A 25,655-nucleotide genomic window follows, 5' to 3' on the forward strand; every position below is an offset into this window, starting at 1 on the left:
GGTTTAAGGCAAAAGACGGTTGGGCAGCAGGCGCATCAGTTGCGTGTCGAACCAGGCGACAAACGCCGGCGACGGCAGCGCATCCACCGCAAGGTACCACCAGTCGGGCCGGGCGAAGGCGCGGCACTTCACCGCGTCCTTTTCAGTCATGACCAGCGGCCAACGCGGTGTAAAATCCAATACCTCGGCGCTGTAGGGCGCGTGGTCGGCAAACGCATGGGGGGTCGGCTGCCAGTGTAGCGTTTCAAGGGTAGTGAAGAAACGTTGCGGATTGCCGATACCGGCAACCGCGTGTATTGGTTGGCCTGCCGGAAAATAGCTAACTGGCTGCCGCGCGCCGCTGTGCAGGTTGACCAGCGCCGCAGGCTGCAGACGAAAGGCAAAGCCGTCTTCGCGATCCTCGGCGGCACCGTTATAGAGCAGCGCATCCACACTGTGCAGGCGCTCGACCGGCTCGCGCAACGGCCCGGCCGGCAGGCAGCGGCGATTGCCCAGGCCACGGGCGGCATCGATCAAGACCAGCTCGAGGTCGCGAGCCAGACGATAGTGTTGCAGGCCGTCGTCGGAAAGGATCAGGTCCAGGGTTTCGCTGGCCAACAGCGCTTTCACCGCGCGGCTGCGGTCCGGATCGATCATCAACGGGACACCGCAGCGCTGCACGATCAGCAAGGGTTCGTCGCCGGCCACTTCGGCACTCTGGTTGGCCTCGACCCGCCAGGGCAACTGCGGCGGCCTGGCGCCATACCCCCGGCTGACCACGCCTACGCGCAAGCCACTGCGCCGACAGTGCTCGATCATCCACAGGATCAGCGGCGTCTTGCCCGTGCCCCCCACGGTGATATTCCCCACGACCACAACCGGCACCGGTGGCCGGTAGATGGCGCCCTCGCCCGCCAGAAAGCGCGCGCGCTTGCGCTGCACCACCCGGCGATACAACGACTCCAGCGGCCGTAACAGCACAAGCGCCGGATGGCCCTCGTACCAGGCTTTGAGCAAACGATCGGACATGGCCATCAGGGTGGGCTCGCCGCCTCGACGGTGGTCATGCGCAGATGACTGAAGCCGAGCTTGCCGGCGGCGTCCATTGCGGTAATCACGGCCTGGTGCTGGGTCTTGCCGTCGGCACTGATCGACAGTGGCAGGCTGGTGTCGCCCCCGGATTCCTTCTGCAAGGCCTCCATCAGGGTGGTCAGGTCGTTTTTCTCAAGCAACTGGTTGTTCACCGAAAACACCCCGTCGGCGCTGATGGCAATGTCCAGTTGCTTGACCTGCTGGTCTTCGGCGGGCGAGCCGCTCACGGCTTCGGGCAAGTCGACGCGCAGCTGGGTTTCCCGGGTGAACGTGGTGGTGACGACAAAGAACAGCAGCAGGATAAACACCACGTCAATCAGCGACGCAAGGTTGATATCGACGTTCTCCCGTTGCTTGCGGCGAAATTTCACGCTTTGTCCTCGACCAGGTCCACATCACGGTCGCCCTGCACCACTTCCACCAGCTTGATGGCTTCCTGTTCCATGCCGACCACCAGTTCATCGATGCGCCGTTGCAGGAAGCGGTGGAAGAACACCGAAGGGATACCCACCATCAGGCCCGCGGCCGTGGTGATCAATGCCTTGGAGATGCCACCGGCCAGCACGGCGGCGTTGGTGCTCATGCCCGAGCCCATGAACGAGCTGAAAATGTCGATCATACCCAGCACCGTGCCCAGCAAACCGAGCAGCGGGGCCATGGCGGCGATGGTGCCGAGGGCATTGATGTAGCGCTCCAACTCATGGATTACCCGCGCGGCGGCTTCCTCGATGCACTCTTTCATGATCTCGCGACCATGCTTGGAGTTGGCAAGGCCGGCGGCAAGGATTTCACCCAATGGAGAATTGGCACGCAGCTCCTTGAGCTTCTGCTTGTCGAGCTGCTTGTTCTTGATCCAGCCCCAGACTTGCCCCAGCAGGTGTTCGGGAGTGACGCGACTGGCGCGCAGGGTCCACAGGCGTTCGGCGACGATGCCGAGTGCGGCGATGGAACTCATGATGATCGGCAACATCATCCAGCCGCCGGATTTGACCAATTCCCACACAGTGAATGCCCCCTCGAAAAAGTGCGCCACTTTATCATATAGGTTCAGTGGCGGGGTTCGTTGGCCGCAGACCGGACTGTCGCGGCCCGCAGTGTTTGGTAACGCCGGGTTACGGTAACGGTTCGCGCCAGAATCGGCGTTGACTGCGCGCAACAACTGCTGGCTGGAAGGCACCCAACTGAAGACGCACGGCGCCTTGTTCGGCGCTGTCGTATATCCGGCTGCCCTGGGTTTTATAACGCTCTATCACTTGCGAATGAGGATGACCGAAGGCGTTGCCCCGGCCTCGGGAAATCAGCACCGACTTGGGCGCAAGCCTTTGCACAAAGGGTTTGGACGACGAGCTGCGGCTACCATGATGGGGCGCTTGCAGCCAGTCGGTTGGCACCGCCAGGGGTGTGTCAAGCAAGGCGTGCTCCGCCGCGCTGTCAATATCGCCGGTGAGCAGCAGCCGTTCGCCATTGGCCTGCACCTGCAATACGCAGGATTTGGCATTGCCGCTTGTGGCGTCAGACCACTGCCATAACGCGAACGACACACCATCCCACTCCCACCGCTCCCCGCTGCTGCACGGCTCAGCTCCAAGAGAAGCCGGCAACCCCTCGGTTTCGCCGCCTACCACGCGCCTGATGGGCAACCCACGGGCAATGGCTGGCGCGCCACCGGCGTGATCGGCGTCTGCATGGCTCAGCAGCAGCATGTCCAGCCGCTCTATGCCGAGCTTTTTCAACGATGGCAACACCACACGAGCGCCCAGATCGACCGACCCGGAACGAGGCCCGGCATCGTAAAGCAAGGCATGATTGCGGGTGCGCAGGATCAACGCCTGCCCCTGGCCGACATCCAATTGCACCACCATCACCTGCCCGTGGGGTACCGACTCCCCGGGTGGAAACACTGCCAGCAACAGCAGGGGCCAGCCCAGGAACCGAAACGGCACCCCCTTGGGCAGCAGCAGCATCACCGCGCCCAGCAGGCTGACCAGCCAATACGCCAGCGGCACCTGGGCCGGCGTCCAGGCGGGCAACTGTCCGGCAAGCAGGGCCAGCACCTGGAACCACACCTCCAACGCCCCGCCAGCCAACCAAAGTAAACTGTCACCGATCAATGGCACCCACAGCAGCACCGTGCCCAGCAGCGCCAGAGGCAACACCACCAGACTGATCCAGGGCACCGCGAACAAATTGGCCACGGGCGCGGTGAGGCTGATGGGTAACCCCAGCACCAGCAGGACCGGAAACAAGCCGATAGCAATCAGCCACTGGGGGCGCGTCCATGCCTGCCAGACACCCCAGGGCCCCAGCCGCCCGCCGAAGGTCAGGACCAGGACCGCAACTGCGGCAAATGACAACCAGAAGCCCGGTTGCAGACTGGCCAGGGGCTCAAGCAGCAGTACGCCGTTGAACGCCAGCAATAACGGCCACCAAGCGCCCAAATGCCGAAAGCGCAGCCGCCAGAGCAACACCAGCCCGACCATCACGCAGGCCCGCTGCACCGGCACGCCAAACCCCGCCAGCAGGCCGTAACCCAGCGCTGCGGCAAAGGCCAGGCCGCAGGCCCACGGCAGCCATGGCAGGCTGCGCGGCCAGCAACCGTAACGTGCCATCCCGGCCACCAGCGCATAGATCAGCCCGGCCAACAGGCCAATGTGCTGGCCGGAAATGACCAGCAGGTGCACGGTGCCGGTGTCTTGCAACACCTGCCATTGCTCCGCTCGCAGCCCGGAACCGTCACCCAGCACCAACGCCGCCAGGGCGCCTTCGTGGCTTTGCGCATCGGCGGTCATCAGGCGTTGACGCAGGCTGTCGCGCAAGGCGCTGCGGGCCGGCACCAGGCGCTCGCCGTCTTTCACCGAGCCCGTGGCCCCGATGCGTTGCGCCAGCAGCCAGGCCTCGTGGTCGAAGCCATGGAAATTGAGCAGGCCGGACGGCCGCCTGAGCGTGACAGCCAAGCGCCAGCGTTCCCCACTGCGTACCGGCGGCCCGCCGTGCCAGGACACACGGGTGCGCTTAGGCAGACGGGCTTTGCGCGACCGGCTGTCGGCCAGTTCAAAGCGCACGCCGGTGTCCGTCTGTTGCGGCAAGCCGACCACACGCCCCTCCAGCCAACGCGTCTCACCGTCCAGTGCAGGTCGCAATCGATCATCCAGTGCCCACTGCGCGCTGATGCACGCCCAGCTCAAACCGAGCAGGAAAAACGCCAACGGGTACGTACGAAACGGCAGCAGCATCAAGGCCAGCACCAACATGACCAGCAGCCATCCGGCGTGCGGCAACGCCGGTAGAAACCGCAGGATCAATAACCCCAGCGCCAGCGCGAACATCCCTGTCCTCATGAATCATTCCTTTTAATGATTCACTCAGTCTTGGCCGGGGTTCCCCGCAACGCCTTTGATGTTTTGTCACAAAGTCTGAATTTTCTGTTTATAGAATGCGCGCATACTTGCCCCTCGAACTGACCTGGACCCCTTATGCCCCGGCGCTTATTCAAACGGTACATGCCCGACCCCAGCAGTATCAGGGAACACAAGTCATTACAGTTTCTTGGCACCCTGTTGCATGACCCGAACCTCTGGCACCTGAACCGGCACTCAGTCGCCCGCGCCATGGCCGTGGGTCTGTTCGCCGCGTTTATCCCCATCCCCCTGCAGATGTTGCTGGCCGCGATCCTGGCGATCGTGGTGCGCGGCAACATGCCGATCGCCGTCAGCCTGGTTTGGCTGACCAATCCGATCACGATGCCGGTGGTGTTTTTCTGCACCTACATGACCGGTGCCTGGTTGATGAACGTGCCGCCACGCAGTCTCCCCGACAACCTCACCTGGGAATGGATCAGCGGCGAGTTGAGCACGATGTGGCAACCGTTCCTGCTGGGCTCGGTGGTCTGCGGATTGGTACTGGGCGCCCTGGCCTATTGCCTGACCATGGGGTATTGGCGCTGGTGGGTCGCGCACCAGTGGAAGAAACGCAAACTGCGCCGCCGCTGAGGGCTAACGGGCAGGCAGGTGCAGATGCACGCGCAGGCCCTGTCCGGTATTTTCCGCCCATATACGGCCGCCCTGGCGCTGGACGGCGTTGCGCGCAATGCTCAAGCCCAGGCCGAAGCCGCCGTCGCCGGGCCGTGACCCGTCCAATCGAGTGAACGGCGCGAAGATACGCTCCAAATCGGCCTCATCGACGCCTGCGCCCTGATCCTCCAGCCAGATATGCCAATGATCGGCCTCGCGAACGCCGTCCAATGTCACCCATCCCTGACTTGGAGAGTGACGTATTGCGTTACGTAGAATGTTCTCCACGGCCTGGGCCAGTGCGTTGAGGTTACCGCGCACCCAGCAGTCGGTTGGCAACAAACATGGCAGGCGGGATGCCGGCCAGTCACTTTCAAAACAGGCGTTCTCACGCAGCATATCCCACAGCGCCGGCAGCTGGATGTCCTCTTGGGGCAGAGGCGCCCTGTCGCTGTCCAGCCAGGCCAGTTGCAGGCTGTCTTCCACCAGGCGCTGCATGGCGTCGATTTCCCGGTTCAGGCGTGCGCGCAACTGCGTCAGATCCTGCTCGCTGTCGCAGGCCACCCGCAATCGGCTCAACGGCGTGCGCAATTCATGGGACATGTCCCGCAGCAGTTGCTGCTGCAACTGCACCGTGCCCTGCAAGCGCTCGGACATGTGATCAAAGGCACGTCCCAGTTCGCCCAACTCATCCTGGCGGCTGGTCGCGTCACGGGACATCCGCGCATTCAGCTGGTCGGCACGCCAGGCGTTGGCCTGCTCGCGCAGTTGATTGAGGGGCATGATCAGCAATCGATACAGCCCGATACATAACAACAAGGTAAACAGCCCGGGAATCACGCCGTTGGTGATGATCCGCCAGAACACTTGATAGCGCCCCGGCATGAAGCGTTTGGGCAGCTCGATCACCAATGACCCCGCGTCGGGGTCCACTGGAAACGCGACCTTCAACCATGGCAGGCCTTTGGCATGGCGGCTCACCGGCCAGTCCAGTCCGCGCAGAAAGGTCAGCCGCTGGCTTTCCCTGTCGCTCAACGGTGCGCTGCCGAGGGATTGCAAGTCATTGCCGATCACGCCGAGCCAAGTGGTTTCACGCTCAGCCACATGCCGCAGCCAGGCATCCACACCGGCACTGCCCTGGGTGCTCCAGGCCAACTCGGCCCCCGCCGCATAACCGCGCAGCGTATCGCGGGCCTCCTCGGAGAGGTAAGCGTTCTGCTGTTCCATGTACCGGCCCCAGGACCAACTGAGCCAGATCATCAGCAAACAAAAGGCGATCAACAGGCAGGCCAGCTTCCAGAACAGCGAATGTCTGCCCGGCAATCGCTCAAAGGTCTTCATCGTGGCCGCTCAGCACGTAGCCCTTGCCCCACACCGTACGTACCTCGCGCTCGGTGTAGCCGACCGCCTTGAGCTTGCGGCGAATCTGGCTCACATGCATGTCGAGACTGCGGTCGTGCGGCGCATAACCGCGCTGCAGCACGTGCTGATAAAGGAAGGCTTTGCTGAGCACTTCTTCAGCATTGCGATGCAAGGTCTCCAACAGCCGGTATTCACTGCGCGTCAGGCCCGCCCAATGCGTGCGGCAGCACACATCGCACAGCCCATCGTCAAAATGCAGGACCAACGCATCTTCGCGCACAGGCGCAAGGCTCGTCTGGGGGCGGCGGTCCAGGGCCACCCGGCGCAGGATGGCTTCGATGCGTACACGCAGCTCAATCATGCTGAACGGCTTGGGCAGATAATCATCGGCGCCCAGGCGAAAGCCGCTGATACGGTCGGCTTCGGCGCCCAGGGCCGACATGAGTATCACCGGGATGGCATGACGCTGGCGCAAGTGGGTGAGGATCGACAGCCCGTCCAGTCCCGGCAGCAGAACGTCCATCAGCACCAGATCAAACGCCTGATCGCAGGCCAGTTGCAGGCCTTGCTGGCCATTTCGGCACCAGGTGACCTGGAAGCCGCTGCGGCCCAGATGCTCGTGGACGTAGGCGCCCAGTACGGGATCATCTTCGATAGTCAGGATACTGGGTAGGCCAACGGCTGCGGGATTCATTAGCGTCTGCAAGTCATTCTCAATGACTGATTATTCAAGATTAAAGTGTTACAGGCAATCGCCGGCCGGCGCCGAATGGCCCGAAGATTGCCATGTGTCACTAATTTACGAGCTTCCTGTGGGCGCAAATGGCTACACTGCGCAAGTGACGCGGGCCGGATGCCCGCGTGGGTGTTTGATATCAATGTGGTAGCAGGAGAGTGGCGTGCTTAGAAGAATGGGAATAAAAGGCCGCGTACTGTTGCTGACTTTATTGCCGACCAGCCTGATGGCCCTGTTGTTGGGCGGCTACTTCACCTGGATGCAGCTCTCCGAACTGCAAACCCAATTGCTGCAACGCGGCGAAATGATCGCCGAGCAGTTGGCGCCGCTGGTCGCGCCCGCCCTGAGCAGCAGGAACACCGAACTGCTGGAACGCATCGCAACCCAATCCCTGGAACAACCGGATGTGCGTACGGTGTCAATCCTGGCGCCGGACCGCTCGTCCCTGGCCCATGCCGGCCCGACCATGCTCAATCAACCGCCCACCGGCAACAGTTCGCATCTGCTGCAGCGCACCGGCAATGATGCGACCCGCTATCTGATGCCCGTGTTTGGTCGCCATCGCAACCTGGCGGGCGAGCTGATTCCGGATGAGTCCGACCGCCTGTTGGGCTGGGTCGAAGTGGAACTGTCCCACAATGGCATGTTGCTGCGCGGTTATCGCAGCCTGTTCGCCAGCCTGCTGTTGATCGCCGTCGGCTTGATCTGCACCGCGGCGCTGGCCCTGCGTATCAGCCGCACCATCAATTCACCCATCGGCCAGATCAAGCAAGCCGTGGCCCAACTCAAGGACGGCAACCTGCAAACCCGCCTGCCGCCGTTGGGCAGCCAGGAGCTGGATCAGTTGGCGTCGGGTATCAACCGCATGGCCGAGACCCTGCAAAACGCCCAGGAAGAACTGCAACACAGCATCGACCAAGCCACCGAGGACGTGCGCCAGAACCTGGAAACCATCGAGATCCAGAATATCGAGCTGGACCTGGCCCGCAAGGAAGCCCTGGAAGCCAGCCGGATCAAATCGGAGTTTCTGGCCAATATGAGCCATGAGATCCGCACGCCGCTCAACGGCATCCTGGGGTTCACCCACCTGCTGCAAAAAAGCGAGCTGTCGCCGCGTCAGCTGGATTATCTGGGCACCATCGAAAAATCCGCCGACAACCTGCTGGGCATCATCAACGAGATCCTCGACTTCTCCAAGATCGAAGCCGGCAAACTGGTGCTCGACAGCGTGCCCTTCAACCTGCGCGACCTGCTGCAAGACACCCTGACCATCCTCGCCCCCGCCGCCCACGCCAAACAGCTCGAACTGGTCAGCCTGGTCTACCGCGACACGCCGCTGTCACTGGTGGGCGACCCGCTGCGCCTCAAGCAGATCCTGACCAACCTGATCAGCAATGCGATCAAGTTCACCCGCGAAGGCACCATCGTTGCCAGGGCGATGATCGAGGAGGAACAGGAAGACAGCGTGCAACTGCGCATCAGCGTGCAGGACACCGGCATCGGCCTGTCCAATCAGGATGTGCGCGCGCTGTTCCAAGCGTTCAGCCAGGCGGACAATTCACTGTCGCGCCAGCCGGGCGGCACCGGCTTGGGCCTGGTGATTTCCAAGCGCCTGATCGAACAGATGGGCGGCGAAATCGGGGTCGACAGCACACCGGGCGAAGGCTCGGAGTTCTGGATCAGCCTGAACCTGCCCAAGACCCGCGACGACGTCGAAGATTTGCCCAGCGCGCCGCTGCTCGGGCGCCGCGTGGCCGTACTGGAGAACCATGAGCTGGCGCGCCAGGCCCTGCAACACCAGTTGGAAGACTGCGGCCTGGAGGTGACCCCGTTCAATACCCTGGAAAGCCTGACCAACGGCATTACCAGCGCGCACCAGACCGAGCAGGCAATTGACCTGGCGGTGCTCGGCGTCACCGCCAATGACATCCCGCCCGAGCGCCTCAACCAGCATTTATGGGACCTCGAACACCTGGGCTGCAAGGTGCTGGTGCTGTGCCCGACGACCGAGCAGATGTTGTTCAACCAGTCGGTGCCCAACCCCAACAGCCAGTTGCAGGCCAAGCCCGCGTGTACGCGCAAGCTGCGCCGCTCCCTGGCGGACCTGATCAGCCCGCGCCCCTCGCGCAACGAACCGGGTGAACCCTTGTCCAGCCGCGCGCCGCGTGTGTTGTGCGTGGACGATAACCCGGCCAACCTGTTGCTGGTGCAAACCCTGCTTGAAGACATGGGCGCCAAGGTGCAGGCGGTGGAAAGCGGCTACGCGGCCATCGACGCCGTGAAGCAGGAAACCTTCGATCTGGTGTTGATGGACGTGCAGATGCCCGGCATGGATGGACGCCAGAGCACCGAGGCGATTCGCCAATGGGAAAGCGAACGCCATGGCACGCCGCTGCCGATAGTCGCCCTCACCGCCCATGCCATGGCCAACGAAAAACGCGCCCTGCTGCAAAGCGGCATGGACGATTACCTGACCAAACCCATCAGCGAGCGGCAGTTGGCCCAGGTGGTGCTGAAATGGACCGGCCTGGCCCTGCGCAACCAAGGGCCGGAGCGCCCTCCCGAAGGCCTTGGCCCACGCGTCCAATTGCTGGTGCTGGATCATGAGGAGGGCCTGCGCCTGGCCGCCAACAAGGCCGATCTGGCGGCCGACATGCTTGCCATGCTGCTGGCCTCCCTGGAAGCCGATCGCCAGGCGATCACGGTCGCGCGTGAGGCCAATGACAATCATGCCCTGATCGAACGCGTCCATCGGCTGCATGGCGCCACGCGCTACTGCGGCGTGCCGCAATTGCGCGCAGCGTGCCAACGCGCCGAAACCCTGCTCAAGCAGGACGACGCCAAGGCCATGGCGGCACTGGATGAACTGGACATGGCGATTGCGCGGCTGGCCAGTGAAGCGCGGGTCAGCGCCTGAGGCTATTTTCAGTGGGGCTTGCCTTGATGCCTGTAGGAGCGAGCTTGCTCGCGAAAAACTCCCAGGCACCGCGCTCATTCAGGAAGCTCGCGTTATCGTTGACGTTTTTCGCGAGCAAGCTCGCTCCTACAGGCATTTTTCACTTGTAAATCGCAGGGAGCCTTTTTTAATGCGCGTCATTCTTTTCAGCAGCCAAACCTACGACCGCGACAGTTTTATCGCTGAGCCGCGCCCCCAGGGCATCGAACTGCAGTTCCAGCCCGCCCGCCTCAACCTCGACACCGTGGCCCTGGCCGAACAGCACGAAGTGGTCTGCGCCTTTATCAACGATGACCTCAGCGCCCCGGTACTTGAGCAACTGGCCGAAGGCGGCACGCGCCTGATTGCGTTGCGCTCGGCCGGCTACAACCATGTCGACCTGCACGCCGCCCAGCGCCTGGGCCTGAGCGTTGTGCGCGTACCGGCCTACTCGCCCCACGCCGTGGCCGAGCATGCCGTCGCGCTGGTCCTGGCGCTGAACCGTCGCCTGCACCGCGCCTACAACCGCACCCGCGATGGCGATTTCAGCCTGCACGGGCTCACCGGGTTCGACCTGGTCGGCAAAACCGTCGGCGTGGTCGGCACCGGGCAGATCGGCGCCACCTTTGCCAGGATAATGACCGGTTTCGGCTGCCAACTGCTGGCCTACGACCCCTTCCCCAACCCCGAGGTCCAAGCCATGGGCGCGCGCTACGTGAGCCTGCCCGAACTGCTCGCCGAGGCGCAGGTCATCAGCCTGCATTGCCCACTGACGGCCGATAGCAAACACCTGATCAACGCCGGCACCCTGGCCCACATGCAACCGGGCGCCATGCTGATCAATACCGGCCGCGGTGGCCTGGTCGACACGCCGGCGCTGGTGGAGGCGCTCAAGACCGGCCAACTCGGTTACCTGGGCCTGGATGTCTACGAAGAAGAGGCCCAACTGTTTTTCGAGGACCGCTCGGACCTGCCCCTGCAAGACGACGTGCTCGCCCGCCTGCTGACCTTCCCCAATGTGATCATCACCGCCCACCAGGCCTTCCTGACCCGCGAGGCACTGGCGGCGATTGCTGGCACTACACTGGCCAATATTGCGGCGTGGGCCGACGGCCGCGCGCAGAACCTCGTCGAGGGATGATCAGCGGTCACATACCGGGCTCATGATAGGTCGGCACCCGTGATAGGATGCCGCGCCTATTTGGAGGATCCATGGCCGAACACGATTTCCGCTTCAGCTTGCTGAGCCCGCAACACACCCTGATCGAATGCCGCGCCCTGGTGCCGGGCCGTTACCAAGTCACCGGCAACGGTGGTTCGATCAAGCATGGCGACGTGCTGATCGTCACCCTGCGCGGCAGTAAAACCCTGTCCATGCGCCTGACCGTGGAAGGTGACGCGCGCTATTCCATCCGCCCGGCAGGCCAATGGGTCGCCATGGCCCAGGGGCCCAAATTCGGCGAGCTGGAGATTCACACCTGGAAGGTCAATTGCGACAGTTGCGACAGCGTGCTGGAATTTGAATTCGCGGTGGAAACCAAGCTCACCAAAGAACCGCTGCAACCGGCCGCCAATGCCCGCATCAAAGAACTCGGCTGGGCCAGCGAAGGCGACCGGCACCGCTGCCCGAAATGCCGGCAGGCCGCGCAATGAAGCGCCTGCTGCTGCTCGCCGCCATAGGCACGGCCCTGAGCGGCTGCGCCGGCGATGCGGTCAAGCTCAAGCAGGATCACAGCTATGCAGTGGAGTGGATCGGCGAGCGGCCATTGATGGACTATGCGCACCTGACCGTGACCCTCGGAGCCGATGGCCGCGCCTATGGCAATGGCGGCTGCAACCATTGGTTTGCGCCGTACACCCTTAAAGGCGACAAGCTCAGCTTCGGCCCGATCGGCAGCACCCGCAAACTGTGCGCCGAGGCGTTGATGGAGCAGGAGCATCGCTTCTTCCAGGCCCTGCAAGGCGTGCAGCGCTGGGACATCTCGCCAATCGAGCAGACGCGGTTCTGGCCCGCCGAAGGCAAGCCGATTCGCTTGTGGCTTGAAGAAGGCTAACACCACCCGTTCAGGATTGATGAGCTCCAAATGTGGGAGGGGGCTTGCCCCCGATAGCAGTGTGTCAGTCACTGTATGTGCTGGCTGATACACCGCCATCGGGGGCAAGCCCCCTCCCACATTTTAACCGCGCAAGGCCTTGAGCTTGGCCAACACGCCCTCCGCCGTCTGCTCACCCATCAGTTGCTCGCGCACCTTGCCCTTGTCATCGATGATGTAGGTCACCGGCAGCGCCTCACTGCGCGGAATATCAAAGATGCCCTCCGGGTTCTGCGCCAGCACGGTGAACTTGATGCCCAGCTTGTCGCTGGCAGCCTTGAGTTCCTCACCCTGCACATTGTCGAAGTTGACCCCGAACACGCCCACGTTCTGCGCTTTGAGTTGTTCGGCCAGGGCATTGAGCTCGGGGATTTCCGTACGGCACGGGCCACACCATTCGGCCCAGTAATTGACTACCAGCCATTGCTTGTCCAGGCGCTCGGCCGGCACTGCCCGGCCATACTGGTCAACGCCGTAATCGTTACCGCAGCCGCTGAGCAGCAGGGTTGTGATGATCGCCAATGCACCGATCAGTCGCCTTGTCATGGGGTATTCCTTCGCAAAAATGAACGTTGGCTGCGGCCTATCGCCTCTTACGGTTTAAGGACAGGCGCCAGCGCAGGTAGAATACCCGCCACCTTACGCAAGATGCGACCCGCACATGACCGATCTGACGCTTTATCACAACCCGCGCTGCTCGAAATCGCGCGGTGCGCTTGAACTGCTCGAAGCTCGCGGCCTCACGCCAACCGTGGTGCGCTATCTGGAAACGCCACTCAACGCTGCGCAACTGCGGGCCCTGCTGGCCAAACTTGGCCACGGCGCCCGCCAATTGCTGCGCACCGGCGAAGATGAATACAAGAGCCTCAACCTGGCCGACGCCAGCCTCAGCGAAGCGCAACTGATCGCCGCCATCGCCGCACACCCCAAGCTGATGGAACGTCCGATCCTGGAAACCGCCGACAAAGCCATCATTGGCCGCCCGCCGGAAAACGTGCTGGAGATCCTGCCGTGACTGCGCCCTACGTGCTGGTGTTGTATTACAGCCGCAATGGCTCGGTCAGCGAAATGGCCCGGCAGATTGCCAGGGGCATCGAGCAGGGCGGCATGGAAGCCCGGCTGCGCACCGTGCCGGCGATCTCCACCGAGTGCGAGGCCGTGGCGCCGAGTATCCCGGACGAGGGCGCGCTGTATGCCAGCCTGGATGACCTGAAACACTGCTCGGCCCTGGCCCTGGGCAGCCCGACGCGTTTCGGCAACATGGCCGCGCCGCTCAAGTACTTCCTCGACGGCACCAGCAACCTGTGGCTCACCGGCGCCCTGGTGGGCAAGCCCGCCGGCGTGTTCACCTCCACCGCCAGCCTGCACGGCGGTCAGGAAACCACGCTGATGTCGATGCTGCTACCACTGCTGCACCACGGCATGCTGATCACCGGCCTGCCCTATAGCGAACAGGCGCTGCTCGATACCCAGGGCGGCGGCACGCCCTATGGCGCCAGTCACCACGCCGGGCCTGACGGCAAGCGTCTGCTCGACCCGCATGAAATCGCCCTGTGCCGCGCCCTGGGCCTGCGCCTGGCCAAGACCGCCACGCTGCTGGAGAACGGCCGTGGCCAAAAAGCCTAAGGTCCTGCCGCCCCAGGCGTGGCTGGAACCACGGGTCAAGCTGGCGCGCACACTGAGTCTCCTGGCGTTTTTCGCTCTGGTGGGCTTGTTGTGCGCATATTACCTGTTCGTCGCCGACCTGCACGGGGCGCGTCCGTGGGTGATCCTGCTGATCGAACTGGTGCCGCTGCTGGTGCTGGCGCCAGGGATGATCACGGGCAGCGCACGCGGGCATTCCTGGATGTGCTTTGTGGTGAACCTGTATTTCATCAAGGGCGCACTGGCCGCGTATGACCCGAACCGCCAGTGGTTCGGGGTGCTGGAGATGCTGGCGAGTCTGGCAGTGTTTTGTACGGCGCTGTTGTATGTGCGCTGGCGGCATCAATTGAATCGTCGACTCGACGATTGACACACTCTTCGTAGGAGCGAGCTTGCTCGCGAAGATCATTAACGATAACGCGCTCATGCGGGGTTTAACGCGTCGCCCTCAAGTTCTTCGCGAGCAAGCTCGCTCCTACAATGATCAGTGGTTGACGGTGTACGCCAGCATCATCGACAACTGGCACATCGGTCGCCCACTCTCGGCATGCCACTGGTTGAAAGCGCCCTGCACTGCCGCCAGGTCGCGCAGGCTGGTGGGTGCCTTGTCGACGATCTTTTGTGCATTCAAGGCCGCCACCACATCATAGCTCGGCACAAAGGTGTCCTTGCCGACCATGCGCAGAAAACGCGGTGCCGACAGCCCACCCAGTTGGTGACCGTGCTTGCTCAGGTATTTCCACAGCCCGACGATATCGGTCACCGGCCAGTCGGCGACAAACGCACCGAAGCTGCCCTTTTCCTGCTCGATGTCCAGGATCATCTGCGCGTTGCGTGGCACGCTCTTGAGCTTGCCCAGGTGACGAATGATCCGCGTGTCCTGCATCAGGCGTTCAAGATGTTCGGCGCCCATCAACACTACTTTTTCCGGATCGAAGCCGAAGAACACCTGTTCGAACGCCGGCCATTTGGCGTCGACCACACTGTGCTTCAAGCCCGCACGGAATACCCGCAGCGCCAGGGTCGACAGGTAGCGATCAGCGCTGATCCTGCGCAATTGCGCCGGGGTCTTGGGCACAGGCAGATGGGCTTCCAGCTTGGCCGCCGAACCGAAGCGGTTCAGACAATATTCGTGCAGCCACTTGTAATCGTGCATGCCCTCTCCTGGCAGTTGAATTGAAAACGGCGCCCGCAAGCGCCGTGTACTAGAGCCTCGACCAGGCTCAGAGGTTCACTACATTGACGAAACGCGAAGCGGCCGTCTCATCGATTTTCAAGCTGGCGAAGTCGAACAGGTTGCGATCGGCCAGTTGCGACGGCTGCACGTTCTGCAGGCTGCGGAAAATACTTTCGGTACGCCCCGGGGTCTTGCGCTCCCAATCCAGCAACATTTCCTTGACCACTTGGCGTTGCAGGTTTTCCTGGGAACCGCACAGGTTGCACGGGATGATCGGGAATTGCTTGAAGTCGGAATACGCCTGGATGTCTTTCTCGCTGCAATACGCCAGCGGGCGGATCACCACGTTGCGTCCGTCGTCGGCGCGCAGCTTGGGCGGCATGGCCTTGAGGGAGCCGTTGAAGAACATATTCAGGAAGAAAGTTTCGACGATGTCGTCGCGATGATGCCCCAGGGCCATCTTGGTCGCGCCGATCTCATCGGCAAAGGTGTACAGCGTGCCACGGCGTAGGCGCGAACACAGCGAGCAGGTGGTCTTGCCTTCCGGGATCAGTTCCTTGACCACCGAGTACGTATCTTTCTCGACAATGTGGTACTCGACGCCCAGCTCTTTCAGGTAGGCCGGCAGCACATGCTCGGGAAAGCCCGGCTGCTTCTGATCCATGTTGACGGCGACGATCTCGAACTTGATCGGTGCGACCTTTTGCAGGTGCAGCAGCACGTCGAGCAGGGTGTAGCTGTCCTTGCCGCCGGAGAGGCAGACCATCACCTTGTCGCCCTCTTCGATCATGTTGAAGTCGGCGACTGCTTCACCGGCCAGGCGACGCAGGCGTTTTTGCAGTTTGTTCTGGTTGACCGTAAGAGTGCCCATGGCGCTTGGATCCGCTAGAGGTGTGTGACGAAAAGCGCAGCATTTTACCTTCATGAACGACCGAGTTCCAATGTGGGAGGGGGCTTGCCCCCGATTGCGGTGTAGCAGTAGCAACTACCTCGACTGACGCACTGCCATCGGGGGCAAGCCCCCTCCCACATTGGATCGTGTTGTCATCGACAGACCACGTGGCGATTAAGCGCCGCGTTTACAGCCCAATTTACTCTAAAGGTCCTACAGTTTTACCGGACATCACTTCCTATACTGCAACGTGAGGTCGCACAACTATCCAGACCTTGCAGGCCAGTTGGCCGGTGGGCGCTCCGATGGGGGCGATAGGAATAACGACAGGAGTGACTGGCATGATCCATCACGTCGTGGGGCTGTTTACCCATCCCGATCAGGAATGGCGGGAAATTCGTGGCGACAAGGAAGAAAGCATCAGCCACATGTACCTCACTCACACCCTGGTTCTCGCGGCGATCCCCGCCATCTCCGCGTTTATCGGCACTACCCGGGTCGGTTGGGTCATCGGCAACCGTGCCCCGGTCATGCTCACCCAGGAAAGCGCACTGTGGATGACCCTGATGTCGTACGCCGCCATGCTGGGCGGGGTGGCGGTGATGGGCGCGTTCATTCACTGGATGGCCCGCACCTATGATGCCAATCCCAGCATGGCGCGTTGCGTGGCCTTTGCCACCTACACCGCGACGCCGCTGTTTGTCGGCGGACTCGCCGCGCTTTACCCCCATATGTGGCTAGGCATGGTGGTGGGCACGGCGGCCATCTGCTACACGGTGTATCTGCTGTACGTGGGCTTGCCGACGTTCATGAGTATCGACCCGGATGAAGGCTTTCTGTTTTCCAGCTCGGTATTGGCCGTAGGCCTGGTGGTGTTGGTCGCGATCATGGCGTTTACCGTGATCGTCTGGGGCCTGGGCGTCGGACCCATCTACACCAGCTGAGCGACTCAACCCGCAGCAAAGCCACCGCAAGGTGGCTTTGTACATCATGCATGACCATTCGGCGCCTGACAGATTCGGAAACCCCCTGCTTTGCGGCATACTGGGCGTCTCTGGAGATATGTACAGCATGCCCGAGCAACTCAATACCCGCGTCGAAGAGTGTTTCCTGCAAGCCGAATCCTTTTTCAAACGAAGCTTCAAACGCCCCAAGGTCAGCCTCAAGCTGCGGGGTCAGAAAGCCGGTGTCGCGCATTTGCACGAAAACCTGCTGCGCTTCAACCCTCAGCTCTACCGAGAAAACAGCCAACACTTCCTGAAACAGACCGTGGCTCACGAAGTCGCGCACCTGATTGCCCACCAACTGTTTGGCGAGCGCATCCAGCCCCATGGGGAGGAATGGCAGTTGATCATGCGCGGGGTTTACGAACTGCCGCCGGACCGTTGCCACACCTATGCGGTCAAGCGTCGCCAGGTGACTCGCTATATCTACCGGTGCCCCTGTGCCGACAGCGACTTCCCGTTTTCGCCGCAGCGCCATGGGCTGGTGGGCCAGGGGCGGCGGTATTTGTGTCGGCGGTGTCGGCAGACCCTGGTGTTCACTGGGGAAACTCGCGTGGAATAAGGGCCTCATCGGGGGCAAGCCCCCTCCCACATTTTGAATGTATGCACAAATCAAAGGTGGGAGGGGGCTTGCCCCCGATGACGCCAGAACAATCACCCAATAACTTTGGCCAGGCGCAACTCACTTATCCGCTGCGCACTGAACCCCAACTCCGCCAACACTTCATCACTGTGCGCCCCCACGGCAGCCCCGATATGCCGTGGCGCCGGCAAACCTTCGGAGAATTTCAGCGGGCAGGCGATCTGCGCCTGCGTCGAACCATCGCCCCTCGGCACCTGGCTGATCAAACCGCGCGCCTGCAACTGCGGATGCGCCAGCGCTTCGCTCAGGCTCAACACCGGTTCCACACACGCATCCACGCCCGCAAACAACGCGCACAACTCGTCAAAGCTGCGTTTTTCAAACTCCACCTGCAACGCCCGCTTGAGTGCCAGCTGCTGCTCGGGCTTCACGCCGTGCACGGCCAGCTCCGGTCGCCCCAGGATTTCACACAACTGCTGCATAAACGCCGGTTCCAGGCTGCCCACCGACATCCAGCGTCCATCCCGGGTGCGGTAGTAATCGTAGAAACTGCCGCCATTGAGCACGTGGTTTTCCCGCGCCGGCTCCACCCCGCAGGCCAGGTATCCCGCGCCGGCCATGGCGTTCAGGCTGAACGAGCAGTCGGTCATGCTCACATCCAGATACTGACCGACGCCACTGTGCTGCCGTGCAACCACCGCCGCCAGCAGGCCCACCACCGCATGCAGGGACCCGCCGCCAACATCCGCCAGCTGCACGCCCAGCGGCAACGGTCCGCTGTCTCGCCGCCCGGTGTGGCTGGCTACGCCGGCGACTGCCAGGTAGTTGATGTCGTGGCCGGCACGATCCCGGTAGGGGCCGGTCTGGCCGTAGCCGGTGATCGACACGTAGATCAGCCTGGGGTTGATCGCCTTCAGTGCGGCGTACCCCAGGCCCAGACGTTCCATGACCCCGGGGCGAAACTGTTCGATGAGAATATCCACGCCCTTGACCAGCTCGAGGACGATCTGCAGCGCCTCGTCCCGCTTGAGGTCCAGCGCCAGGCTGCGCTTGTTGCGATTGAGGTAGGCATGGCTCGCCGACGTGCCATGATCGTGGGGCGGCCATACGCGCAGCAGGTCCGGCCGCGTCGGCGATTCGATGCGCAGCACCTCGGCGCCCATGTCCGCCAGCATCAGCGAGGCGAACGGGCCGGGTAACAAGGTGGAAAAATCCAGCACTTTGAGGGACGCCAAGGGACCTGACATACACACTCCGTTTGCGATTGGACGGGTCACAGCGTAGTCAGCCTTCGGCGCCGACGGCAATCGTCAGAACGATCAACCGCAGTGACCGTTTTGATCACGGCGGGCTTTTTCGACGCAGCGGCTTTATCATTGGCCCACGTTTGTTCGCAGAGTGTTCCATGAAGTTCGCGATTGCAGTGTTTTGCGCCGCCCACGCGCCCGCCTCGCGCCGCGCCCTGTTGTTCGCCCAGGCGGCTTTGGCCGGCGGGCATGAGATTGTGCGGCTGTTTTTTTATCAGGATGGCGTGTACAGCGCCTCCAATAACATCGTCGCACCCCAGGACGAGCAGGACATCGCGCGCCAGTGGCGCGAATTTGTCAGCACCCACCAGCTGGACGGCGTTGTGTGCATCGCCGCGGCCTTGCGCCGTGGTGTGCTCAATGCCGAGGAAGCCACGCGCTATCAACGCAGCGCGGTGAATCTGGAGGCGCCCTGGGCGCTGTCGGGCCTGGGGCAATTGCATGACGCGATCCAGGACGCCGATCGCCTGATCTGTTTTGGAGGCACCTGACATGGCCAAATCATTGCTGATCATCAGCCGCCAGGCGCCATGGTCCGGCCCCAGTGCCCGGGAGGCGCTGGATATCGTGCTGGCCGGTGGCGCGTTCGACCTGCCCATCGGCCTGCTGTTCATGGATGACGGCGTGTTTCAACTGGCGCCGCACCAGGACGCCAAGGCCGTACAGCAAAAGGATTTGAGCGCCAACCTGCAGGCGCTGGGCCTGTTCGGCATCGATGAGGTGTTCGCCTGCGGCCACAGCCTGTCCGCACGCGGGCTGCCGCCACCCGACACGGCGCAGGCGCTGGACAGCCAAGCCATTTCCAGTTTGATTGACCGTTACGACCAGGTGATTACCCTCTGATGTCGACTCTACATGTGGTGACCCACTCCCCCTTTACCGACAGCCGTCTGGACAGTTGCCTGCGCGTTTGCGGCACCGACGATGCCATCCTGCTCTGCGGTGACGGCGCCTACGGCCTGCACAACGCAGTGCTGCAAACCAAGGGGATAAAAGTGTTTGTGCTGGCTGAAGACCTGCAGGCACGCAACCTGCCGCTCCCGGACTGGGCCGACAGCGTGGACTATCCGGGTTTCGTGCAGTTGTCGATCGACTATGCCAGGGTCAACAGCTGGTTATGAACACACTGACCGTAGGCATGCGCACCCTCGAACTGGACAAGGACGGCTACCTCGTCGACCTCAACGAGTGGTCTGCCGACGTTGCCAATGCCCTGGCCGCCGCCGAGTCGCTGGAGTTGACCCAGGACCACTGGGAAATTCTCGAACTGCTGCGCGACTTTTATGCCGAGTACCAACTGTCCCCCGCCACGCGCCCGCTGATCAAGTACACCGCCTTGAAACTCGGCGTGGAAAAGGGCAACAGCCTGCACCTCAACAAACTGTTCAACGGCACTCCCGCCAAACTCGCCGCCAAGCTGGCGGGCCTGCCCAGGCCGACGAATTGCTTATGACCGACTTTGCCTCCCTGACCCTCTCAACGCCTGAAGAACATCCGTTTGCGCCGTTCGTGCGCATCCTCGGCAAAGGCAAGCGCGGCGCACGCAATCTCACCCGTGAGGAAGCGCGGCAAGCCATGGGCATGCTGCTCGACGAAAAAGTCGAAGACACCCAACTGGGCGCCTTCCTCATGCTGCTGCGCCACAAGGAAGAGAGCCCGGAAGAGCTCGCCGGCTTCACCGAGGCGGTCCGCGAGCGCTTGCACCCGCCCGCACTGAACGTGGACATCGACTGGCCGACCTACGCGGGCAAAAAGCGGCATTTGCCGTGGTTCCTGCTGGCGGCCAAGTGTCTGGCGCAACATGGCGTGCGCATCCTCATGCACGGCGGCGGCGCGCATACGGCGGGGCGCTTGTATACAGAGCAACTGCTGGAGCGCTTGCAGATACCGCTGTGCCGCAATTGGCAACAGGTCGAGGCGGCATATGCACACGGCAACCTCGCGTTTATCCCGCTGGGTGACTGGGCGCCCCAGTTGCAGCGCATGATCAACCTGCGCAACACCCTCGGCCTGCGCTCGCCGATTCACTCCCTGGCACGCTTGCTCAACCCGCTGAATGCCCGTTGCGGCCTGCAAAGCATTTTCCACCCGGGTTACCAGGGCGTACACCGCGATGCCAGTGGCCTGCTGGGCGACAATGTGATTGTGGTCAAGGGCGATGGTGGCGAGATCGAGATCAACCCCGACACCCTCAGCCACTTGTATGGCACCACCGGCGGCCAGAGCTGGGACGAAGAATGGCCCGCCCTCTCCGCCCAGCGCCACGTCAAACCGGCGACCCTGGAGCCCGAGCATCTGAAAGCCGTATGGCGTGGCGACGTCGAGGACAGCTACCCGCAACTGGCGCTGATCGCGACCATGGCCCTGGCTTTGCGCGGCCTTGGACGCACCCGCGAGCAGGCATTCGAACTGGCCCGGCAGTACTGGGACGCGCGAGACAAATCGATTTAATCGATCATTCTCCCCCGGTCTTTGCGCTTTTAGTTCGAACTCATCCCCGTAGACTGGGCTCCAACGCTTATTAGCCAAGGAGCCAGTCATGGGTTTGCTGATCGAAGGACACTGGAAAGACCAGTGGTACGAAAGTAGCGCAGATGGCGCTTTTCAACGCGAACAGGCGCAACGCCGTCACTGGGTGACCGCCGACGGCCAACCCGGGCCGAGTGGCGAAGGCGGCTTCAAGGCCGAGGCCGGGCGCTATCACCTCTACGTTTCCCTGGCCTGTCCCTGGGCCCATCGCACCTTGATCCTGCGCAAACTCAAGGGCCTGGAAAGCCTGATCGACGTCTCGGTCGTCAGTTGGTTGATGCTGGAAAACGGCTGGACCTTCGACAAGGCCGACGGCTCAAGCGGCGACGCGCTGGACGGTTTCGATTTCATGCACCAGCGCTACACCGCCGACACCGCTGGCTACACCGGGCGCGTCACGGTACCGGTGTTATGGGACAAGCAGCTCAAGCGCATCGTCAGCAACGAATCGGCGGAGATCATTCGCATGTTCAACAGCGCGTTCAATGAACTGACCGGCAATACCCTGGATTTCTACCCCCAAGCACTGCGCTCGACCATCGACACACTCAATGAACGCATCTACCCCGCCGTGAACAATGGCGTGTATCGTGCCGGGTTCGCTACTTCGCAGCAGGCTTATGAACGTGCGTTTGATGATGTGTTTGCCGAGCTGGATCAGCTGGAACGTCACCTGGGCGAGCAACGCTATCTGGCGGGTGAATACCTGACCGAGGCGGATGTCAGGCTGTTTACCACGCTGATCCGTTTTGATGCGGTGTATTACAGCCACTTCAAATGCAACCTGCGCCGGATTGCCGATTATCCGAACCTGTCGAATTGGCTAAGGGAAATGTATCAGTGGCCTGGGGTAGCCGAGACGGTGGATTTCGAGCATATCAAGGGGCATTACTATGCCAGCCATCGGACCATCAATCCGACGGGGATTGTGCCAAAGGGGCCGTTGCAGCGGTTTGATGTTGGGCATGATCGGGAGCGGTTGAGTGGCAAAGGTGTGTGGAGCTGATCCGGATGATGGGCTGGAGTTGATGGCCTCATCGGGGCATAGCTATCTACACAACTCTGTAGCGCTCAACCCGTAACCACAATGCGAAGCGAGTCGCTCTTGATCTTGATCTGCTTTTGATCTTGATCTCAGGCGCCCCGTCAAACCACGCTGGCCGAACGCAGGCTTGAATCCGTGGGTAACCCGGCAGGACGCCGGGTTAGCCGCACTGGGCCATGGATGGCCCATTGCGGCGGCCCACGGATTCAAGCCGGAGTGAGGGCACACCGAGCCTAAGCGAGGTGCCGAGTGGTGGGGCAAGAGCGTTTTGCTTACTTTTGCGCTTTTCAAAAGTGAGCCGCTGTAAAAGCGGAACCCATAGCAGCCGTGACCGCAGAAACGGATATGTACTCGGTCCAATCCAGCATCCTGGTCGGCCCGGAGGCCGCCATCGGGGGCAAGCCCCCTCCCACATTTGGACCTCGGAGCGTCAGGTAGATACGAGTTAGCTCCCTCGCCACAGGTGCGGTGTCTCACCAAAATTGTGTAGATACCTATGCTCATCGGGGGCAAGCCCCCTCCCACATGGGTATGCATTCCAAGTGTGGGAGGGGGCTTGCTCCCGATGCTTTTGAGGCTACACCTGAGACTGAGCGCCTTCAAACCACTTGAGCTTCTCGCGCAACACCACCACCTCTCCCACGATCACCAGTGTCGGCGCATGCACTTCATGCTCCGCCACCATGCGCGGCAAGTCGGCGAGAGTGCCGGTGAACACGCGCTGGTTGGCGGTGGTGCCCTGCTGGATCAACGCTGCCGGTGTATCGGCGGCGCGGCCATGCAGGATCAGTTGTTCGCAGATGATCGGCAAACCGATCAAGCCCATATAGAACACCAGGGTCTGCGACGGCCCGACCAGGTCCTGCCATGGCAGGTCCGACGTGCCGTTTTTCAGGTGCCCGGTGATGAAGCGCACCGACTGCGCATAGTCACGGTGCGTCAGCGGAATGCCCGCATACGCCGCGCAACCACTGGCCGCCGTGATGCCCGGCACCACCTGGAACGGGATGCCATGGGCCGCCAGTTCCTCGATCTCCTCGCCGCCACGGCCAAAAATGAACGGATCGCCGCCCTTCAGGCGCAGCACGCGCTTGCCTTGCTTGGCCAGGTCCACCAGTTGCTGGTTGATCTGATCCTGGGGCACGGCATGCTCGGCACGACGCTTGCCGACATACACGCGCTCGGCATCACGGCGGCACAAATCCAGAATCGCCGGGGCCACCAGACGGTCATACAACACCACATCGGCTTGCTGCATCAGGCGCAAGGCACGGAAAGTCAGCAGGTCCGGATCGCCCGGACCTGCGCCCACCAGGTACACCTCACCCGGTGCGTAAGGCGGCGCGCCATTGACCTTTTCGATCAACAGGCGCTCGGCCTCATCGCCCTGCCCGGCCAGTTGGCGGTCGGCAATCGGGCCCTGGAACACCTCTTCCCAGAACGCCCGACGCTGCTGCACGTCCGGGTACAAACCTTTGACCTGGGCACGAAAACGCGCCGCCAAACCGGCCAATTGGCCATAGGTGGACGGAATCCAGGTCTCCAGCTTGGCGCGGATCAAGCGCGCCAGCACCGGCGCATCGCCGCCACTGGATACCGCAATCACCAGCGGCGACCGGTCGACGATCGCCGGGAAGATCACGCTGCACAAAGCCGGCGCATCCACCACGTTGACCGGCACACAGCGACGCTTGGCATCACTGGACACTTGCGCGTTCAGTGGCTCGTCGTCGGTGGCCGCGATGATCAGCACGCAACCGTCGAGGTCGGCTTCCTGATAACCGCGCAACATCAGGTCCCCGCCACTGCCCAGCACCAGCTCACGCAACTGGTTTTCGATCTGGGGAGCAACCACCCGCAGCACCGCGCCGGCATCGGCCAGCAGGCGGGATTTGCGCAAGGCAATCTCCCCGCCACCGACCACCAGCACACGACTGCCGCGCAGGTTATGAAACAGCGGCAGAAATTCCATTTAGCCGATGACCTCGACGCCGCCCATGTACGGCTTGAGCACGTCCGGCACGCGGATCGAACCGTCGGCCTGCTGGTAGTTTTCCAGCACGGCCACCAGGGTACGCCCGACGGCCAGGCCCGAACCGTTGAGGGTGTGCACCAGCTCCGGCTTGCCGGTTTCCGGGTTGCGGAACCGCGCCTGCATGCGCCGGGCCTGGAAGTCACCGCAGTTGGAGCACGACGAAATCTCGCGGTATTTGTCCTGGCTCGGCACCCACACTTCGAGGTCGTAGGTCTTCACGGCGCTGAAACCCATGTCGCCGGTGCACAGCGCCAGTACGCGGTACGGCAGCTCCAGCAGTTGCAGGACGCGCTCGGCGTTGGCGGTCAGGCCTTCCAGCGCTTGCATCGACTGGGACGGCTCGACCACCTGGACCATCTCGACCTTGTCGAACTGGTGCTGGCGAATCATGCCGCGCGTATCGCGACCCGACGCACCGGCTTCACTGCGAAAGCACGGGCTGTGGGCCACGAACTTCAACGGCAGTTGCTTGGCATCGAGGATTTCGCCGGCAACGATATTGGTCAACGACACTTCGGCGGTCGGGATCAAGTACAGGTCGGCTTCGCCGTCGCGGCTGATCCTGAACAGGTCCTCCTCGAATTTCGGCAACTGGCTGGTGCCCATCAGCGCCGGCGCCTGCACCAGGTAAGGCGTGTAGGCTTCTTCGTAACCGTGCTCGGCGGTGTGCAGGTTGATCATGAACTGCGCCAGGGCCCGGTGCATGCGTGCGATCGGGCCACGCAGCAAGGCAAAGCGCGCGCCGGACATTTTCGCGGCGGTCTCGAAATCCAGGCCGCCGGTCAGTTCGCCCAACGCAACGTGGTCCTTGATCTCGAAATCGAAGGCTTTTGGCGTGCCCCAGCGGCGCACTTCAACGTTGCCGTCTTCGTCTTCGCCGATCGGTACCGACTCATGGGGAATATTGGGGATGCCCAACAGGATCGAATCCAGCTCGGTCTGAATGCCTTCCAGCTCGACTTTACCGTCGGACAGCTCGGTGCCCATACGCTCGACGTCCGCCATCAACGGCGCGATGTCTTCGCCGCGCTGCTTGGCCTGACCGATGGATTTGGAACGCGCATTCCGCTCAGCCTGCAGTGCTTCGGTGCGGGTCTGGACGGTCTTGCGCTGTTCTTCCAGCGCTTCGATGCGCGCAACATCCAGGGCAAAGCCACGGGATGCCAGGCGGTCCGCTACGTCCTGGAGGTTGCTACGTAACAGTTTGGAATCGAGCATGTCGGTCTCTCGTT

The 25,655-nt window shown here is 62.3% G+C and carries 28 protein-coding genes; 16 read left to right on the plus strand and 12 right to left on the minus strand.

Going from position 1 to position 25,655, the window contains the following annotated elements; genetic code table 11:
• Positions 1 to 3 precede the first annotated feature (3 nt).
• From lpxK to MRY17_RS15100, 4 genes are all read right to left on the minus strand, one after another.
• Positions 4 to 1,014 (minus strand): tetraacyldisaccharide 4'-kinase, encoded by a 1,011-nt coding sequence (gene lpxK, locus MRY17_RS15085; RefSeq protein WP_191951875.1) that lies wholly within the window; start codon positions 1,012 to 1,014, stop codon positions 4 to 6.
• Entirely contained in the window at positions 1,014 to 1,442 is a 429-nt protein-coding gene (locus tag MRY17_RS15090; RefSeq protein ID WP_181283805.1) for an ExbD/TolR family protein, read from the minus strand. The genes lpxK and MRY17_RS15090 overlap by 1 nt, the downstream gene beginning before the upstream one ends.
• Positions 1,439 to 2,074, minus strand: a complete 636-nt coding sequence (locus tag MRY17_RS15095) for a MotA/TolQ/ExbB proton channel family protein (RefSeq protein ID WP_104505301.1) — start codon at positions 2,072 to 2,074, stop codon at positions 1,439 to 1,441. Before MRY17_RS15095 ends, MRY17_RS15090 begins: the two co-directional genes overlap by 4 nt.
• Before the next feature lie 109 nt (positions 2,075 to 2,183).
• Positions 2,184 to 4,409, minus strand: coding sequence for a DNA internalization-related competence protein ComEC/Rec2 (locus MRY17_RS15100; protein WP_243352398.1), 2,226 nt, complete (start codon positions 4,407 to 4,409; stop codon positions 2,184 to 2,186).
• A gap of 135 nt (positions 4,410 to 4,544) precedes the next feature.
• On the opposite strand from MRY17_RS15100, the gene MRY17_RS15105 reads away from it, so the two are divergent.
• Complete coding sequence (locus MRY17_RS15105; protein ID WP_124358869.1) at positions 4,545 to 5,060, plus strand: DUF2062 domain-containing protein; 516 nt, start codon at positions 4,545 to 4,547, stop codon at positions 5,058 to 5,060.
• A 3-nt stretch (positions 5,061 to 5,063) separates the two neighbouring features.
• On the opposite strand, the gene MRY17_RS15110 is transcribed toward MRY17_RS15105, so the two are convergent.
• Positions 5,064 to 6,422, minus strand: coding sequence for a sensor histidine kinase (locus tag MRY17_RS15110; protein WP_191951877.1), 1,359 nt, complete (start codon positions 6,420 to 6,422; stop codon positions 5,064 to 5,066).
• Positions 6,409 to 7,137, minus strand: a complete 729-nt coding sequence (locus tag MRY17_RS15115) for a response regulator transcription factor (protein ID WP_191951878.1) — start codon at positions 7,135 to 7,137, stop codon at positions 6,409 to 6,411. The genes MRY17_RS15110 and MRY17_RS15115 overlap by 14 nt, the downstream gene beginning before the upstream one ends.
• Positions 7,138 to 7,342: 205 nt before the next feature.
• Between MRY17_RS15115 and MRY17_RS15120 the strand changes: the two genes are divergently transcribed.
• The 4 genes from MRY17_RS15120 (at position 7,343) to MRY17_RS15135 (ending at position 12,168) form a co-directional block, all read left to right on the plus strand.
• Positions 7,343 to 10,096, plus strand: a complete 2,754-nt coding sequence (locus MRY17_RS15120) for a response regulator (RefSeq protein WP_181283801.1) — start codon at positions 7,343 to 7,345, stop codon at positions 10,094 to 10,096.
• A gap of 169 nt (positions 10,097 to 10,265) precedes the next feature.
• A complete protein-coding gene (locus MRY17_RS15125) occupies positions 10,266 to 11,255 on the plus strand; it encodes a 2-hydroxyacid dehydrogenase (protein ID WP_191951879.1) in 990 nt (329 codons plus the stop codon).
• Positions 11,256 to 11,326: 71 nt separating this feature from the next.
• Positions 11,327 to 11,767, plus strand: a complete 441-nt coding sequence (locus MRY17_RS15130; protein WP_181283799.1) for a hypothetical protein — start codon at positions 11,327 to 11,329, stop codon at positions 11,765 to 11,767.
• The gene (locus MRY17_RS15135; protein WP_181283798.1) at positions 11,764 to 12,168 is read left to right on the plus strand and encodes an META domain-containing protein; all 405 of its coding nucleotides are present in this window, start codon (positions 11,764 to 11,766) and stop codon (positions 12,166 to 12,168) included. The genes MRY17_RS15130 and MRY17_RS15135 overlap by 4 nt, the downstream gene beginning before the upstream one ends.
• A gap of 123 nt (positions 12,169 to 12,291) precedes the next feature.
• On the opposite strand, the gene MRY17_RS15140 is transcribed toward MRY17_RS15135, so the two are convergent.
• Positions 12,292 to 12,753, minus strand: coding sequence for a TlpA family protein disulfide reductase (locus MRY17_RS15140; RefSeq protein ID WP_181283797.1), 462 nt, complete (start codon positions 12,751 to 12,753; stop codon positions 12,292 to 12,294).
• A 115-nt stretch (positions 12,754 to 12,868) separates the two neighbouring features.
• Here MRY17_RS15140 and arsC point away from each other — a divergent pair, with 115 nt between their 5' ends.
• Genes arsC through MRY17_RS15155 form a run of 3 tightly spaced genes read left to right on the plus strand, consistent with a single transcriptional unit; the run spans position 12,869 to position 14,221 of the window.
• Positions 12,869 to 13,222: an arsenate reductase (glutaredoxin) gene (gene arsC, locus MRY17_RS15145; RefSeq protein WP_181283796.1), complete on the plus strand. Its 354-nt coding sequence runs from the start codon at positions 12,869 to 12,871 to the stop codon at positions 13,220 to 13,222.
• Positions 13,219 to 13,833, plus strand: coding sequence for an NAD(P)H:quinone oxidoreductase (gene wrbA / locus MRY17_RS15150; RefSeq protein ID WP_181283795.1), 615 nt, complete (start codon positions 13,219 to 13,221; stop codon positions 13,831 to 13,833). Before arsC ends, wrbA begins: the two co-directional genes overlap by 4 nt.
• A complete protein-coding gene (locus MRY17_RS15155; protein ID WP_243352399.1) occupies positions 13,817 to 14,221 on the plus strand; it encodes a DUF2069 domain-containing protein in 405 nt (134 codons plus the stop codon). The genes wrbA and MRY17_RS15155 overlap by 17 nt, the downstream gene beginning before the upstream one ends.
• A gap of 114 nt (positions 14,222 to 14,335) precedes the next feature.
• On the opposite strand, the gene MRY17_RS15160 is transcribed toward MRY17_RS15155, so the two are convergent.
• A complete protein-coding gene (locus MRY17_RS15160) occupies positions 14,336 to 15,007 on the minus strand; it encodes a DNA-3-methyladenine glycosylase I (protein ID WP_191956454.1) in 672 nt (223 codons plus the stop codon).
• Positions 15,008 to 15,074: 67 nt separating this feature from the next.
• Entirely contained in the window at positions 15,075 to 15,899 is an 825-nt protein-coding gene (gene ttcA, locus MRY17_RS15165) for a tRNA 2-thiocytidine(32) synthetase TtcA (protein WP_191951882.1), read from the minus strand.
• A 362-nt stretch (positions 15,900 to 16,261) separates the two neighbouring features.
• On the opposite strand from ttcA, the gene MRY17_RS15170 reads away from it, so the two are divergent.
• Together MRY17_RS15170 and MRY17_RS15175 are read left to right on the plus strand one after the other, a co-directional pair.
• A complete protein-coding gene (locus MRY17_RS15170) occupies positions 16,262 to 16,864 on the plus strand; it encodes a Yip1 family protein (RefSeq protein ID WP_181283792.1) in 603 nt (200 codons plus the stop codon).
• Between the two features lie 127 nt (positions 16,865 to 16,991).
• On the plus strand, positions 16,992 to 17,486 hold the full coding sequence (locus tag MRY17_RS15175) for a SprT family zinc-dependent metalloprotease (RefSeq protein ID WP_057721915.1): 495 nt from the start codon (positions 16,992 to 16,994) through the stop codon (positions 17,484 to 17,486).
• A 92-nt stretch (positions 17,487 to 17,578) separates the two neighbouring features.
• Here MRY17_RS15175 and MRY17_RS15180 read toward each other — a convergent pair whose 3' ends face one another.
• A complete protein-coding gene (locus MRY17_RS15180) occupies positions 17,579 to 18,754 on the minus strand; it encodes a CaiB/BaiF CoA transferase family protein (RefSeq protein ID WP_243352400.1) in 1,176 nt (391 codons plus the stop codon).
• A gap of 158 nt (positions 18,755 to 18,912) precedes the next feature.
• Here MRY17_RS15180 and tusD point away from each other — a divergent pair, with 158 nt between their 5' ends.
• The 6 genes from tusD (at position 18,913) to MRY17_RS15210 (ending at position 22,349) form a co-directional block, all read left to right on the plus strand.
• Positions 18,913 to 19,305, plus strand: coding sequence for a sulfurtransferase complex subunit TusD (gene tusD, locus MRY17_RS15185; protein ID WP_181283789.1), 393 nt, complete (start codon positions 18,913 to 18,915; stop codon positions 19,303 to 19,305).
• A gap of 1 nt (position 19,306) precedes the next feature.
• Complete coding sequence (gene tusC, locus MRY17_RS15190) at positions 19,307 to 19,657, plus strand: sulfurtransferase complex subunit TusC (protein ID WP_181283788.1); 351 nt, start codon at positions 19,307 to 19,309, stop codon at positions 19,655 to 19,657.
• The gene (tusB, locus tag MRY17_RS15195) at positions 19,657 to 19,935 is read left to right on the plus strand and encodes a sulfurtransferase complex subunit TusB (protein WP_243352401.1); all 279 of its coding nucleotides are present in this window, start codon (positions 19,657 to 19,659) and stop codon (positions 19,933 to 19,935) included. The genes tusC and tusB overlap by 1 nt, the downstream gene beginning before the upstream one ends.
• Positions 19,932 to 20,267: a TusE/DsrC/DsvC family sulfur relay protein gene (locus tag MRY17_RS15200; RefSeq protein ID WP_243352402.1), complete on the plus strand. Its 336-nt coding sequence runs from the start codon at positions 19,932 to 19,934 to the stop codon at positions 20,265 to 20,267. Before tusB ends, MRY17_RS15200 begins: the two co-directional genes overlap by 4 nt.
• Complete coding sequence (locus MRY17_RS15205; protein ID WP_243352403.1) at positions 20,264 to 21,265, plus strand: glycosyl transferase family protein; 1,002 nt, start codon at positions 20,264 to 20,266, stop codon at positions 21,263 to 21,265. Before MRY17_RS15200 ends, MRY17_RS15205 begins: the two co-directional genes overlap by 4 nt.
• A gap of 88 nt (positions 21,266 to 21,353) precedes the next feature.
• On the plus strand, positions 21,354 to 22,349 hold the full coding sequence (locus tag MRY17_RS15210) for a glutathione S-transferase family protein (protein WP_191951888.1): 996 nt from the start codon (positions 21,354 to 21,356) through the stop codon (positions 22,347 to 22,349).
• A 616-nt stretch (positions 22,350 to 22,965) separates the two neighbouring features.
• Here the strand turns inward: MRY17_RS15210 and cysG are convergent.
• Together cysG and serS are read right to left on the minus strand one after the other, a co-directional pair.
• A complete protein-coding gene (gene cysG / locus MRY17_RS15215) occupies positions 22,966 to 24,360 on the minus strand; it encodes a siroheme synthase CysG (protein WP_124433162.1) in 1,395 nt (464 codons plus the stop codon).
• A complete protein-coding gene (gene serS, locus MRY17_RS15220) occupies positions 24,361 to 25,641 on the minus strand; it encodes a serine--tRNA ligase (protein ID WP_243352404.1) in 1,281 nt (426 codons plus the stop codon).
• Between the last annotated feature and the right edge of the window lie 14 nt (positions 25,642 to 25,655).

The organism is Pseudomonas orientalis, assembly GCF_022807995.1.
GTDB classification, from domain to species: Bacteria; Pseudomonadota; Gammaproteobacteria; order Pseudomonadales; family Pseudomonadaceae; genus Aquipseudomonas; species Aquipseudomonas orientalis_B.